Here is a 13001-nt window from a genome sequence, read left to right as displayed (position 1 = left end):
CCACCGGGGTCCGGGCCGCCGCCGTGCGACCTCAGATCGTGCGGAACGCCAGCACCACGTTGTGCCCACCGAACCCGAACGAGTCGTTGAGGGCCGCGATCCGCCCCTCGACGGGCAGCTTCCGCGCCTCCCCGCGGACCACGTCCGCGTTCGCCTCGGCCTCGGGGTCGATGTTGTCGAGGTTGATGGTCGGCGGAGCCACCCGGTGGTACAGGGCCAGCACGGTCGCCACCGACTCCACGCCGCCCGCGCCACCGAGCAGGTGACCGGTCATCGACTTCGTCGCGGAGACCGCCATGTGGTCCGCGTCGTCGCCGAACACCTTCCGCAGCGCCTTCAGCTCGGCGATGTCACCGGCCGGCGTCGAGGTGGCGTGCGCGTTGACGTGCACGATCTCGGCCGGGTCCAGGTCGTTGCGGTCCAGCAGGTTCTGCAGCGCGTGCGAGATGCCGCGGCCCTCGGGCTCCGGCTGCACGATGTCGTGGCTGTCGGCGGAGATGCCCTGGCCGACCGCCTCCGCGTAGACGCGGGCGCCGCGCGCGGCGGCGTGCTCGGCGGACTCCAGCACGAGCACACCCGCGCCCTCGCCGAGGACGAAGCCGTCCCGGTCGACGTCGTAGGGGCGCGAGGCGCTCTCGGGGTTCTCGTTGTTCTTGGACATCGCCATCATGTTGCCGAACGCGGCGATCGGCAGCGGGTGGATCGCCGCCTCCGTGCCGCCGGCGACGACCACGTCGGCGCGGCCGGTACGGATCATCTCGATGGCGTAACCGATGGCCTCGGCGCCCGACGCGCAGGCGGAGACCGGGGTGTGCACGCCCGCGCGGGCGCCCACGAGCAGGCCGACGTTGGCCGAGGGGCCGTTCGGCATCAGCATGGGGACGGTGTGCGGGGAGACGCGGCGTACGCCCTTCTCCTTCAGCACGTCGTACTGGTCCAGCAGGGTCGTCACGCCGCCGATGCCGGAGGCGATGACCGCACCGAGCCGGTCGGGGTCGACGGCGCCGTCGCTGCCGTCCTCACCGGCCTTGCCGGAGAAACCGGCGTCCTGCCAGGCCTCCTGGGCGGCGATCAGCGCGAACTGCGCCGAACGGTCCAGACGGCGGGCCTGCGGCCGCGGAATGGTCTCGGTCGGCTCCACGGCGATCGGGGCCGCGATACGGACGGCCTGCTCGGCCGCCCAGTCCTGGGTCAGCGGCTTGACGCCGGACTTGCCGGCGACCAGCTTCTCCCAGGTAGAGGCTACGTCGCCACCCAGCGGTGTGGTTGCGCCGATACCGGTGACGACCACGGTGCGATTGGTCGGGCTCACGGGAATTCTTTCTCCAACGGGAACGAGGATCGGAAACGGCGCCACCGCCGGGTGGCGGGGCATCAGCCCACAGCAGTGATCGGTAGATCAGGCCTGGTGCTTGAGGATGTAGTCGGTGGCGTCCCCGACCGTCTTGAGGTTCTTGACGTCCTCGTCCGGGATCTTGACGTCGAAGCGCTCTTCGGCGGCGACGACGACCTCGACCATGGACAGCGAGTCGACGTCCAGGTCGTCGGTGAAGGACTTGTCCAGCTGGACGTCCTCGGTGGGGATACCGGCGATCTCGTTCACGATCTCGGCGAGACCGTCGACGATCTCCTTCTGAGTGGCGGCCATGTCGGCGCTCCTTCGTTGTGTTCCGTAAGGGTGTGGCGCCCGCCGCGGCAGCGGCAGGTGTGGCGGTGCCGTCCCGGACGCATGATCCGGCACGGAGTGCCTAGGGGAGGGTAACGACCGTAGCGGCGTAGACGAGACCCGCCCCGAAGCCGATGACGAGCGCGGTGTCGCCGCTCTTCGCCTCGCCGGTCGCCAGGAGCCGCTCCATCGCGAGCGGGATCGAGGCGGCCGAGGTGTTGCCGGTGGTGCGGATGTCACGGGCGACCGTGACGTGCTCCGGCAGTTTCAGCGTCTTCACCATCGAGTCGATGATCCGCACGTTGGCCTGGTGCGGGATGAAGACGTCCAGGTCTTCCGGGCTGATCCCGGCCGCGTCCAGCGCCTGCTGCGCGACCTTCGCCATCTCGAACACGGCCCAGCGGAACACCGCCTGGCCCTCCTGCGTGATCGCGGGGAACTTGACGTTTCCCTCGCTGTCGACCGGCAGTTCGGAGACGTCGCCGATCCTGAAGCGGTCCCACGGGACGGTCTGCTTGATCGTCTGGGACTTGTCGCCCTCGGAGCCCCACACGGTCGGGCCGATCGCCGGCTCCTGGGAGGGGCCGACCACGACCGCGCCGGCGCCGTCGCCGAACAGGAAGGCCGTCGCCCGGTCCTCCAGGTCGGTCAGGTCGCTGAGGCGCTCCACGCCGATGACGAGCACGTACTCGGCGGAACCTTCCACCACCATGCCCTTGGCGAGGGTGAGGCCGTAGCCGAAGCCGGCGCAGCCCGCCGAGATGTCGAACGCGGCGGCCTTGTCCGTGCCCAGCTTGTCGGCGATCTCCGTGGCGACGGCCGGGGTCTGGCTGAAGTGCGAGACGGTCGAGACGACGACGGCGCCGATCTGCCCGGCGTCGATGCCCGCGTCCGCGATCGCCTTGCCGGAGGCCTCGATCGACATGGCCGCGACGGTCTCCTCCGGCGACGCCCAGTGCCGGGTCTCGATGCCGGAGCGCGACCGGATCCACTCGTCGGACGAGTCGATCTTCTCGAGGATCACCTCGTTGGGCACCACGCGCGTGGGCCGGTAGCCGCCCACGCCCAGGATGCGCGCGTACGGGGCGCCCTTGCTGGGCTTGATCTTCGACATCGGCATGTTCGGTCGGCTCCTTCGGGCGTCAGGCGGACGCGTGCTCGGTGATGAGCTCGCGGGCCTTGTCGAGGTCGTCGGGGGTCTTCAGCGCGAGCGTCCTGACGCCGGGCAGCGCCCGCTTGGCGAGACCGGTCAGCGTGCCGCCCGGGCACACCTCGACCAGCGCGGTCGCGCCCAGCTCCTGGAACGTCTCCATGCACAGGTCCCAGCGGACCGGGTTGGCGACCTGGCCGACCAGCCGCTCCACGACCTCGGCCCCGCTCGTCACGGCCCGGCCGTCCTTGTTGGAGACGTACGTGACCTTCGGGTCGCCCGGTTCGAGCGCCTTGGCGGCCTCGGCGAGCCTGTCGACCGCGGGGGCCATGTGGTGGGTGTGGAAGGCGCCTGCCACCTTCAGCGGCACGACCTTGCGCACGCCCTCCGGCTTGTCCTCGTTCAGCGCGGCGAGCTGCTCCATGGTGCCCGCGGCCACGATCTGGCCCGCGCCGTTGACGTTCGCCGGGGTCAGGCCGAGCTTCTCCAGGTGCGCCACGGAGACCTCGGGGTCGCCGCCGAGCAGCGCCGACATGCCCGTCTCGGTGACGGCCGCGGCCTCGGCCATCGCCAGACCGCGGCGGCGCACCAGGGTCAGCGCGGCGGTGTCACCCAGCACGCCCGCGAAGGCGGCGGCGGTGATCTCGCCGACGCTGTGCCCGGCGACGGCATCGGGTGCCACGTCACCGAGCGCCGCGGCCGACAGGATCCCGGCGGCGACGAGCAGCGGCTGCGCGACAGCGGTGTCACGGATGGCGTCCGCGTCGGCCTGCGTCCCGTAGTGGACGAGGTCCAGGCCGATGGCGTCCGACCAGGCGGCCACGCGATCGGCGGCACCGGGCAGTTCGAGCCAGGGGGTCAGGAAGCCGGGCGTCTGGGCGCCCTGGCCGGGAGCGACGAGTACGAGCACTCTCACACTCTCTCTTGGGGACGGGCCTGGCCGCCCGTGGGGACAGGGACGAAGAACACGAAGGGGTTTTGTGGACCCCCGACAAAAGGCTAGGCCTGGGGATCTCCGTCGGCCAGACGCCCCAGGATCAGCGCGATCCTCAGTGTGAACGCGGATCGTACATCGGAGGGGGACCATCCGGTGACGTCAGTCACACGTCGGAGCCGGTAGCGCACGGTGTTCGGGTGAACGAAGAGCATCCGGGCGGCGCCTTCCAGGCTGCTCGCCTGCTCCAGGTAGACACTCAACGTCTCCAGGAGCGCGGAGCCGGCCTCCTCCAGCGGTCTGTAGATCTCCTCTACCAGCTGCTCGCGCGCCCCCGGATCACCGGCGATGGCGCGCTCCGGCAGGAGATCGTCCGCGAGGACCGGACGCGGAGCGTCCTGCCAGGCGAAACAGGCTTTCAGCCCGGCCGCGGCGGCCTGTGCGGAGCGGGTGGCGGCCAGCAGGTCGGGCACGATCGGCCCGGCCACCACCGGCCCGGCGGCGTACGGCCCGATCAGCGACTTGGCGACGGCCAGCGGATTGTCGTTGCCGCCCGCGATCACGACCAGCCGGTCCCCGAGGACCCCGGTGAGGACCTGGAGCTTGGCGTGCCGGGCGGCCCGCCGGATGGCCTCCACGGTCAGCTCGGAGTCCCCGTCGGGAGCGGTGCCCAGGACCACGCACACGTGCTCGGGCGAGTTCCAGCCGAGCGCGGCGGCCCGCGACACGGCACCCTCGTCGGCCTCCCCGCTCAGCACCGCGTTGACCACCAGCGACTCCAGCCGCGCGTCCCAGGCACCGCGTGCCTCGGCGGCCTGGGCGTAGACCTGCGCGGTGGCGAAGGCGATCTCCCGGGCGTACACGAGCAGCGCCTCGCGCAGCACGGACTCGTCGCCGGGGGCGGCCACCTCGTCGATGGCGGACTCCATGACCTCGATGGTGGTCCGCACCATCTCCACGGTCTGCCGCAGTGTGATCGCCCGCGTCAGCTCGCGTGGCGCCGTCCCGAACACGTCGGTGGAGATCGCCTGCGGGGCGTCGGGGTGCCGGAACCACTCGGTGAAGGCCGCGATGCCCGCCTGGGCCACCAGCCCGATCCAGGACCGGTTCTCCGGGGGCATGGCCCGGTACCACGGCAACGTCTCGTCCATGCGTGCGATCGCCTGCGCGGCGAGCGACCCGGAGGACCTCTCCAGCCGCTTCAGGGTCGCGGAGTGCGGATGGGCGGGGCGGGGCGTGGCTTCGGGGCCACGGGATTCGGGTTCGGGCACGGGGACAAGACTGCCTTATCCGGACGTGCGTGCGTGCCGCGGGTCGCGCTGGACGCCCGTACCCCGTTCGGCGGGGCCCGTGACGGCCCCCGGCGGGCCGGTGCCGGGCCCCCGGCGGGCCCCGCGACGGCCTACGGTGGGAACCGTGACGATCACCGACGTACGCCGCGCGGCGGACCGCTACCCGGGGGGCGAGGAGGATGCCGGGATCACCAGCCGGCACGCCTTCTCCTTCGGCCCCCACTACGACCCCGACAACCTCCGCTTCGGCGCCCTGGTCGCCTGCAACGAGGAACGCCTGGCCCCCGGCGCGGGCTTCGCCGAGCACCCGCACAGCCACACCGAGATCGTCACCTGGGTCGTCGAGGGCGAACTGACCCACCGCGACTCCACGGGCCGGGCCACGGTGATCCGCCCCGGCGACCTCCAGCACCTGTCCGCGGCGGCCGGCGTCCGCCATGTCGAACGCAACGACGCGGCCGGCCCCCTGACCTTCGTCCAGATGTGGCTGACCCCGCGAAACCCCGGCGGCGAACCGCGCTACGAGGTCGTACGCGCCCTCGCGGACGCCACCCCGTACGCCGTCCCGGCCGCGGGAGCCACTCTCCGCGTACACCGCCTGGCCCCCGGCGGGCGCACACGTCTCCCGCCGTCCGCGTTCGTGTACGTCCACGTCGTACGCGGCACAGCGGAACTGGCCGGGACCCTGCTGGCCCCGGGCGACGCGGCCCGCCTCTCGGACGCGGGAGAGACGGGGCTACGAGCGGCGAGCGAGGCGGAACTGCTGGTGTGGGAGATGCCGGAGCGGTAGTCCCGCCCGGGCCGTCGGCCCCGCTCTTTGTGGTCGTCCTGGTGGATCAGGTGCGTTCGAGGCCGGTCCTCAGGTGAGTGCTGACGCTCCGCCGGAGCCGCCCGCGCAGCCGGCCAGGGCGGCACCGGTGGCACCGGCGGCGACGGCGCACAGCGTCGTCGGCATCGTGCGCATGCGTGCTCCCCTCCTCTCCCCTTCCCCGGCAGCGGGCCTCAGGTTCCCCGGCAGCGGGCCTCAGGCCCCCCGCAGCTCCCCCAGCACCCCGTCCGTGAACGCCGGCCACGCCTCGATCGCCCACGGGCCGAAGGCGCGGTCGGTCAGGGCGACGCAGGACGCGCCCGCGTCGGGGTCGGTCCACAGGAACGTACCGGACTGGCCGAAGTGGCCGAACGTGCGGGGGGAGGAGGAAGTGCCCGTCCAGTGGGGGGACTTGGCGGCGCGGATCTCGAAGCCGAGGCCCCAGTCGTTGGGGTTCTGGTGGCCGTAGCCCGGCAGGACGCCCTTGGTGCCGGGGTACTGGACGGTCATCGCCTCGGCGACCGTGCGCGCGTCGAGCAGGCGCGGGGCCTGGAGTTCGGCGGCGAAGCGGAGGAGGTCGTCGACGGTGGAGACGCCGTCCTTCGCGGGGGAGCCGTCCAGCGACGTGTCCGTCATGCCCAGCGGTTCCAGCACCGCCTGGCGCAGGTACTCCGCGAAGGGGATGTCCGTCGCCTTGGCCACGTGGTCGCCGAGCTGTTCGAAACCGGCGTTGGAGTACAGCCGCCGTTCGCCGGGCGGGGCCGTGACCCGGTGCTCGTCGAAGGCCAGGCCGGAGGTGTGGGCGAGGAGGTGGCGGACCGTGGCCCCGGGCGGGCCCGCCGGTTCGTCCAGCTCGACCGCGCCCTCCTCGTACGCGACCAGGACCGCGTAGGCCGCCAGCGGCTTGGTCACCGAGGCCAGCGGGAAGCGGTGCCCGGTCGGGCCGTGGGCGCCGGCGACCGTGCCGTCCGCGCGGACCACGCCCGCCGCGGCGGTGGGTACCGGCCAGTTCTCGATCGACGCCAGGCTGTTCAACGACATGGCCCGAGCCTACGCGGCGCGCCGACACGCCGGGGACGGGCCCGCCCGGGTGGGTGAACCTGGCGGTGCGGGACGCGGCGGCCCGCCGCCGCGGGGCGGCCCGGGGGACGCGCGGGCCTCAGAGTCGCAGTTCCAGCAGCGGGTCCGGCTTGGGCAGGAAGCCGAGCGAGGCGTACAGCGGCGCGGCCTCCGCGGACGCGGTGAGCTGGACGTGCCGCACACCGTGCTCGCGGAACCACTCCAGGAGTGTCTCCATGCACGCGCGCGCGTACCCGCGTCTGCGGGCGCCGGGGTCGGTGGCGACGCTGAACACGAAGCCGACCGTGCCGGTGGGGTCGGCGGCCTTTCCGATCCGGTACTCGATCGTCCCGGCCACCAGCGCCGCGAGTGTCCCGGGCCGCTCGGGGTGGTCGACGACGAAGGCCGCGAAGTCGCCGTCCGGCGCACCGAGGCGCGACCGCAGGGTGGGCAGGGACTCCGTGTGCCACTCGGTCGACGGGTCGGCCCGGAACACCGAGTCGATCATCACCTGGCGAAGCCGCAGCACTTCCTCGGCGTCCGAGGGTTCGGCACGTCGTACGAAACTCATGACTGCGCACGCTAGTCACCGCGGCCGGGGCCTGTCCCGCGCTTTTCCCACCGAGTCGACGGGTCCTCCTTGCCTGGAGTGCACTCGAAGGCCATAGCGTTGGGGCCATGACGGTGACGCAGACCATGGCCGTGGACACCCGGGACACGCAGGAGCCCGAGAGCGCCCCCACCCGAGCCGACCTCTGCTCCGGCCCGCCCCGGCGGCATCCGCGCCCCGACGGACAGGACAGCTACACGATCAGTGAGGTCGTCGCCTTCACCGGGCTGACGGCCCACACGCTGCGCTGGTACGAGCGGATCGGGCTGATGGCGCACGTCGACCGCTCGCACACCGGGCAACGCCGCTACAGCAACCGCGATCTGGACTGGCTGGACCTGGTGGGCAAGCTGCGGCTGACGGGCATGCCGGTGGCCGACATGGTCAGGTACGCGGAGCTGGTGCGTGAGGGCGAGAGTACGTACGGGGAGCGGTTCGAGCTGCTGGAGGCGACCCGCCGGGACGTCCTGGCCCGGATCACGGAACTCCAGGACACCCTCTCCGTACTGGACCGCAAGATCATGTTCTACGCCGACGCCGGGAGGCGGGACCGCTGAGCGCGCGGGTTCCGCTGAGTGCACCGGGCGGTCTGCCTGAACCCACCGGCGGCGCAGGGGTGTTCACAGCTCGGCGAGCAGTTCCGCCTTCTTGACCGCGAACTCCTCGTCCGTCACCAGCCCTGCCTGGTGCAGCTCCCCGAGGTGGCGGATCCGCTCGGCGATGTCGGCGGGGTCGCGGCGGCCCGCCGTGAGGGACAGGGCGGGGGCGGGCGCGGCCACGCGCACGGCGGCCAGCACCGCCGCCGCGAACGGCAGCGACTCGTGCACCGGCCCGTACCCGAGCCCGAACACGACCGCGGCCGGATCCTGGTCCGGCTGCGGGGGCGGGGCGGCGCCCGCGTCGCGCCGCAGCAGCCGCAGGTGCCCCTCGAACACCTCCGGTGAACGCCACTGGACCCCGCCCAGCTCGTCGACGGGGAAGCTCTGGTCGCCGGCCTTCCACTTCGTCGACGACGCCCCCGTCCACGACCAGCGGAAGCGGACCGCGCCGCCGTCGAAGGACGCCTTGCCGTCGTACGCCTTGAAATGGAGCGGCGGCTCGGGCGCGGCCACCAGGTGGTGACCGGCCGGCCCGCTCCCGGCGAGCCGGGCGCGCAGTTCGCCGGCGTAGTGCTCGGCGAGCGACTCGCGCTCGGCGGGCAGCACCAGCCGGTAGGGGTCCGAGCCCTCCTTGAGCTGACCGTCGGCCGCGTCCATCAGCGGGTCGGCGCCCGGTCGCGGCTCGGCGCGCAGGACGACGGTCCCGCGCCGGCCGGGCGTGAGCGTCACCGACGCGAGCGCGGCCAGCGGAACGCGGCGCTCGCCGAGCGCCTGGAAGAGCTTCGGTGTCCGTATCCCCCGTTCGTAGCGGATGAGCACGGAATCGGACTCGAACTCCCAGGCAGCATGAAATCCGGCCAGTACGTCACCCATGCGGCTCATCGTAGGCGGCACGAGCTGCTTCGTCCCTCCCCGCGCGGACCGCACTTCCTGCTGTCTCTACGCGCGTCCGGCCGTCGTCGTGCCGGGCAGTCCCGCCCGGCACCCGTCGTTGTCATGGGCGCACTGCACGGACCCGTACGCCCCCACGCCGATCTCGGCGAAGTTGGCCAGGCTGTCGGTGCCCGGCTCGAAGTAGCCCGCGTGGCCCTCGGCCCCCTCGGCCGACAGCACCCGGGCGCCGAACGCCGAGGAGACCGGGTCGGCGCCGTGGCCGAGGCCGCCCAGTTCCAGGTACGGCACGTCCCGGATCCAGTCGGTGGCGTCCCGCATCGCCCACACGTGGGCCGAGGTGCGCAGGTGGGAGGCGCGCGCCGCGCGCATGCCCGGGCTCCCGGCGACCGCTATGTCGGAGACCCGGCCGGGCAGGGCGTGTGCGGCGACACCGCAGAGCACCGAGCCGTAGCTGTGGCAGAACAGGGCGACGGGCGAGGTGCCGGGCAGCCCGCGCAGCAGCCCGTTCAGCCGGACGGCGCCCTCCTCGGCGCGCATCGCGGTGGCCGCGTCCACGCCGATGCCGCTGGGCGCGGTGTAGTCGGCCCAGGCGATCACGGCCGTCCGGGTGCCGGGGTCGGCGGTGTGTTCGGCGGCGAACAGCGAGCTCGCCATGCCGTACGGCGCCGAGTAGGGGCGGTAGGTCTTGCGGAACGTGATCAGGTCGGTGTCGACGCCGGGGACGACGACGGAGATCCGCCGGGCGCGCGACAGGTCCCCGAAGACCTCGGCGACGCGGCCGGAGCCGGCCGGGTCGAAGGCGAGGATCTGGCGGCCCGGGGTCATCAGGTTGGCGAAGCGGTGCATCCGGCGGTCCGCAGCCTGCTGTCCGGCGGGGGAGAGCCTGCCGTCGTGCGTGCGTCCCCGCTCGATGTCACGCGCCTGGCCGAGCGCGATGCGGTTGGCCAGGTAGCGCAGCCGGACGGGGGCGCCGTTCATGTTGCCGACCGCGAGCGGGTAGCGGTGGGCGAGCCGGGCGCCGTCCTGGGCGGTGAGCGAGGTGAAGAAGCGGGTCAGCCGGGCGGGGTCGGCGTCCGGGTCCGGCAGCCGGTGCCCGTGCAGGCGGCCGTGGTCCCAGGCGGACAGGGAGGCCTGGAGGGCGGTGGTCCCGCGCTGGTGGCGCACGGCGGTCCAGCCGGTGGTCGCCAGCATCACGAAGACCACGGCCAGCGCGAGCAGCGCGCGCCAGACGTTGAGCTGCGGGGAGGTCTCGAAGGAAGTCACTGGGAGGACACACTAGGAGAACGGGAGGGTCTCGCGTTAACCGAGTGATGGGGATCACGTTTCGTGTGGCGTGACGAATTTCTCCGGCCGTACACGTGTTCAAGATCGGTGGCGCGTACGGCAGTTCATGATCCGGCGCTCAAGTGGCGTGAGGCGACGGACGGGTGGTGCGCCAGTTCCCGGTCAGCGCCGGTCCCACCTGATCGAGGTACGTGGCCGTGAGCGCCCGGATCGCCTCCAGGCTGAGGTCCGGGCCCGTGCTCCACTGACGGCCCGTCACCCGCATCGCGCCGCCGAAGACGGCCACCAGCAGGCGGGGGCGCGGATCGGCGTCCACGTCGAGTCCCTCGCGGGCGGCGAGCAGCCGCGCGATCTGCTCCTCGGTCTCCACCGAACGGCGCAGGTGCGCGGCGAGCAGCGCGGGCGTCGACTCGATCACCTGGAACATGCGCAGGTACAGCTCGACGGGCACGACGCTCAGCACGGCGTCGCTGATCGTCTCCCAGCCCTCCAGGACCGCCCGGCGCAGCGCCTCCATCGGGGCCTCCCGGGCCGGGCGGGCGCGCAGCGACTCGACGAAGTGCGCCTCGACCATGTCCTGCACGGCGAAGGCGGCCTCCTGCTTGCCGGGGAAGTAGCGGAAGAAGGTGCGCTGCGAGACGCCGACGGCCTCCGCGATCTCGTCCACGGTCGTCCGCTCGTACCCCACGGTGGTGAACAGCTCCAGGGCGGCCCGCAGCAGGGCGTCCCGGGTGCGTTGCTTCTTGCGCTCGCGCAGCCCCGGCCGTGGTGCCGCCTCGGCGGTCCCCGCCGTCTCCATGTACCTCTCCGGACCTCTCCTGCGAACTGTTTCCCCAGTTCAGCCTATAGGAGGGTGACATGTCAGTTACCGACTAGTGAATTGGTTTGTCATTTGTCAGCGGCTGACATTAGCCTCGAATGTATGACTAGTCAGACCACCGTCGACACGACAGGGCCGGGGGACAAGGCGTCAGCCCTGTCGGACCCCGCACCGGCCAAGGGGATGCGCGGACACCCGTGGTTCACGCTGATCACCGTCGCCGTAGGGGTCATGATGGTGGCCCTCGACGGGACCATCGTGGCCATCGCCAACCCGGCCATCCAGAAGGACCTCAAGGCGAGCTTCGCCGACGTCCAGTGGATCACCAACGGCTACTTCCTCGCGCTCGCCGTCTCCCTGATCACCGCGGGCAAGCTCGGTGACCGCTTCGGGCACCGGCAGACCTTCCTGATCGGCGTGACCGGCTTCGCCGCCGCCTCGGGCGCCATCGGCCTGTCGAACAGCATCGCCATGGTCGTCACCTTCCGCGTCTTCCAGGGCCTGTTCGGCGCGCTGCTGATGCCGGCCGCGCTCGGCCTGCTGCGGGCCACCTTCCCGGCCGAGAAGCTCAACATGGCCATCGGCATCTGGGGCATGGTCATCGGCGCCTCCACCGCGGGCGGCCCGATCCTCGGCGGCGTCCTCGTCGAGCACGTCAACTGGCAGTCGGTGTTCTTCATCAACGTGCCGGTCGGCGCCCTCGCCCTCGTCCTGGGCGCGCTGATCCTGCTCGACCACCGGGCCGAGAACGCGCCGCGCTCCTTCGACGTCCTCGGCATCGTCCTGCTCTCCGCCGCGATGTTCTGCCTGGTGTGGGCGCTCATCAAGGCGCCGGCGTGGGGCTGGGGCGACGGCAAGACGTGGGCGTTCCTCGCCGGGGCCGTTCTCGGCTTCGCGCTGTTCGCGTTCTGGGAGACGCGGGTCAAGGAACCGCTGATCCCGCTCGCCCTCTTCCGTTCGGTGCCGCTGTCCGCGGGTGTCGTGCTGATGGTCCTGATGGCCATCGCGTTCCTCGGCGGCCTGTTCTTCGTCACCTTCTACCTGCAGAACGTGCACGGGCTGAGCCCGATCAGCGCCGGTCTGCACCTGCTGCCGCTCACCGGCATGATGATCGTCGGCTCGCCGCTCGCGGGCGCGCTGATCACCAAGGCGGGCCCGCGCATCCCGCTGGCCGGCGGCATGGCCCTCACCGCCGTCGCCATGTTCGGCATGTCCACCCTCGACACGGGCACGGGCAGCGCCACCATGTCGCTCTGGTTCGCCCTGCTCGGCCTCGGCCTCGCCCCCGTCATGGTGGGCGCCACCGAGGTCATCGTCGGCAACGCGCCCATGGAGCTGTCCGGCGTGGCCGGCGGTCTCCAGCAGGCCGCCATGCAGATCGGCGGCAGCCTCGGTACGGCCGTGCTGGGTGCCGTGATGGCCTCCAAGGTCGACAACGACCTCGCCGGCAACTGGAAGGACGCGGGGCTCCCGCCGCTGACCGCCGCCCAGTCGGCGCAGGCATCCGAGGCGGTCCAGGTCGGCGTCGCGCCGGTACCGAAGGGCGTTCCGGCGGAGGTCGCCGCGAAGATCACCTCCGTCGCGCACGACACGTTCATCTCCGGCATGAGCCTCGCCTCCCTGGTCGCCGCCGGTGTCGCGGTGGTGGCCGTCCTGGTGGCACTGCTCACCAAGCGCGGGGTCAACGCGGAGGCGGGCGCGGGCGTCGGGCACATCTGACCGGTGCGGGCGGCCGCGGGCGGACGCGGATCGGCGCCGTCCCGCGGTTCCCCTATCAGGGTGACCGCACCGCCGAATCGTCGCCTCCGTCCCCGGCCGCAGGTGACAGTGGGTCAAGTCCTCCGCAGGGGAACGGGGGCGACGGCCGCGGCGCGCTGCTGGAGGG

Annotated in this window: 13 protein-coding genes; 3 read left to right on the top strand and 10 right to left on the bottom strand. The window is 72.4% G+C overall.

Features of this window, described 5'->3' with window-relative positions; all coding sequences use genetic code 11:
- Nucleotides 1-31: 31 nt before the first annotated feature.
- The 5 genes from fabF to fasR form a co-directional block, all read right to left on the bottom strand.
- Entirely contained in the window at nt 32-1312 is a 1281-nt protein-coding gene (fabF, locus tag ACFC02_RS38645; RefSeq protein ID WP_360968847.1) for a beta-ketoacyl-ACP synthase II, read from the bottom strand.
- Between the two features lie 87 nt (nt 1313-1399).
- Nucleotides 1400-1648 carry an acyl carrier protein gene (locus ACFC02_RS38640; protein WP_360968844.1) on the bottom strand — a complete coding sequence of 83 codons (249 nt, stop codon included), beginning with the start codon at nt 1646-1648 and terminating at the stop codon, nt 1400-1402.
- A gap of 100 nt (nt 1649-1748) precedes the next feature.
- Nucleotides 1749-2780, bottom strand: coding sequence for a ketoacyl-ACP synthase III (locus tag ACFC02_RS38635; RefSeq protein ID WP_376367043.1), 1032 nt, complete (start codon nt 2778-2780; stop codon nt 1749-1751).
- A 28-nt stretch (nt 2781-2808) separates the two neighbouring features.
- The gene (locus ACFC02_RS38630) at nt 2809-3726 is read right to left on the bottom strand and encodes an ACP S-malonyltransferase (protein ID WP_376367036.1); all 918 of its coding nucleotides are present in this window, start codon (nt 3724-3726) and stop codon (nt 2809-2811) included.
- 89 nt (nt 3727-3815) lie between these two features.
- Nucleotides 3816-5021 (bottom strand): fatty acid biosynthesis transcriptional regulator FasR, encoded by a 1206-nt coding sequence (gene fasR, locus ACFC02_RS38625; RefSeq protein WP_376367034.1) that lies wholly within the window; start codon nt 5019-5021, stop codon nt 3816-3818.
- A gap of 151 nt (nt 5022-5172) precedes the next feature.
- Between fasR and ACFC02_RS38620 the strand changes: the two genes are divergently transcribed.
- Nucleotides 5173-5832, top strand: a complete 660-nt coding sequence (locus ACFC02_RS38620) for a pirin family protein (protein ID WP_376367041.1) — start codon at nt 5173-5175, stop codon at nt 5830-5832.
- 234 nt (nt 5833-6066) lie between these two features.
- On the opposite strand, the gene ACFC02_RS38615 is transcribed toward ACFC02_RS38620, so the two are convergent.
- Together ACFC02_RS38615 and ACFC02_RS38610 are read right to left on the bottom strand one after the other, a co-directional pair.
- Entirely contained in the window at nt 6067-6891 is an 825-nt protein-coding gene (locus ACFC02_RS38615; protein WP_376367032.1) for a serine hydrolase domain-containing protein, read from the bottom strand.
- Nucleotides 6892-7009: 118 nt separating this feature from the next.
- Nucleotides 7010-7480, bottom strand: a complete 471-nt coding sequence (locus ACFC02_RS38610; RefSeq protein WP_376367030.1) for a GNAT family N-acetyltransferase — start codon at nt 7478-7480, stop codon at nt 7010-7012.
- Between the two features lie 107 nt (nt 7481-7587).
- Between ACFC02_RS38610 and ACFC02_RS38605 the strand changes: the two genes are divergently transcribed.
- Entirely contained in the window at nt 7588-8076 is a 489-nt protein-coding gene (locus ACFC02_RS38605; protein WP_376367028.1) for a MerR family transcriptional regulator, read from the top strand.
- 63 nt (nt 8077-8139) lie between these two features.
- Here ACFC02_RS38605 and ACFC02_RS38600 read toward each other — a convergent pair whose 3' ends face one another.
- The 3 genes from ACFC02_RS38600 to ACFC02_RS38590 all read right to left on the bottom strand — a co-directional run bounded on the left by ACFC02_RS38600 (nt 8140) and on the right by ACFC02_RS38590 (nt 11095).
- Nucleotides 8140-8991 carry a DUF4429 domain-containing protein gene (locus ACFC02_RS38600; RefSeq protein ID WP_376367026.1) on the bottom strand — a complete coding sequence of 284 codons (852 nt, stop codon included), beginning with the start codon at nt 8989-8991 and terminating at the stop codon, nt 8140-8142.
- Nucleotides 8992-9057: 66 nt separating this feature from the next.
- Nucleotides 9058-10275: an alpha/beta hydrolase gene (locus ACFC02_RS38595; RefSeq protein ID WP_376367024.1), complete on the bottom strand. Its 1218-nt coding sequence runs from the start codon at nt 10273-10275 to the stop codon at nt 9058-9060.
- A gap of 139 nt (nt 10276-10414) precedes the next feature.
- Entirely contained in the window at nt 10415-11095 is a 681-nt protein-coding gene (locus ACFC02_RS38590) for a TetR family transcriptional regulator (RefSeq protein WP_376367022.1), read from the bottom strand.
- 204 nt (nt 11096-11299) lie between these two features.
- Here ACFC02_RS38590 and ACFC02_RS38585 point away from each other — a divergent pair, with 204 nt between their 5' ends.
- Entirely contained in the window at nt 11300-12835 is a 1536-nt protein-coding gene (locus tag ACFC02_RS38585; protein ID WP_376367039.1) for a DHA2 family efflux MFS transporter permease subunit, read from the top strand.
- The last annotated feature ends 166 nt before the right edge of the window (nt 12836-13001 follow it).

The sequence above is a fragment of the Streptomyces sp. NPDC056160 genome (genome assembly GCF_042268205.1).
Classification (GTDB): Bacteria; Actinomycetota; Actinomycetes; order Streptomycetales; family Streptomycetaceae; genus Streptomyces.
This window is presented reverse-complemented; position numbering and strand designations above follow the sequence as displayed.

Excerpts from the sequence above, each read along its gene's own strand:
- ACFC02_RS38615 (WP_376367032.1), bottom strand. The coding sequence starts at position 6,891 with ATGTCGTTGAACAGCCTGGCGTCGATCGAGAACTGGCCGGTACCCACC.
- ACFC02_RS38590 (WP_376367022.1), bottom strand. The coding sequence starts at position 11,095 with ATGGAGACGGCGGGGACCGCCGAGGCGGCACCACGGCCGGGGCTGCGC.
- ACFC02_RS38610 (WP_376367030.1), bottom strand. The coding sequence starts at position 7,480 with ATGAGTTTCGTACGACGTGCCGAACCCTCGGACGCCGAGGAAGTGCTG.
- ACFC02_RS38600 (WP_376367026.1), bottom strand. The coding sequence starts at position 8,991 with ATGGGTGACGTACTGGCCGGATTTCATGCTGCCTGGGAGTTCGAGTCC.
- ACFC02_RS38605 (WP_376367028.1), top strand. The coding sequence starts at position 7,588 with ATGACGGTGACGCAGACCATGGCCGTGGACACCCGGGACACGCAGGAG.
- ACFC02_RS38635 (WP_376367043.1), bottom strand. The coding sequence starts at position 2,780 with ATGTCGAAGATCAAGCCCAGCAAGGGCGCCCCGTACGCGCGCATCCTG.
- ACFC02_RS38585 (WP_376367039.1), top strand. The coding sequence starts at position 11,300 with ATGCGCGGACACCCGTGGTTCACGCTGATCACCGTCGCCGTAGGGGTC.
- ACFC02_RS38640 (WP_360968844.1), bottom strand. The coding sequence starts at position 1,648 with ATGGCCGCCACTCAGAAGGAGATCGTCGACGGTCTCGCCGAGATCGTG.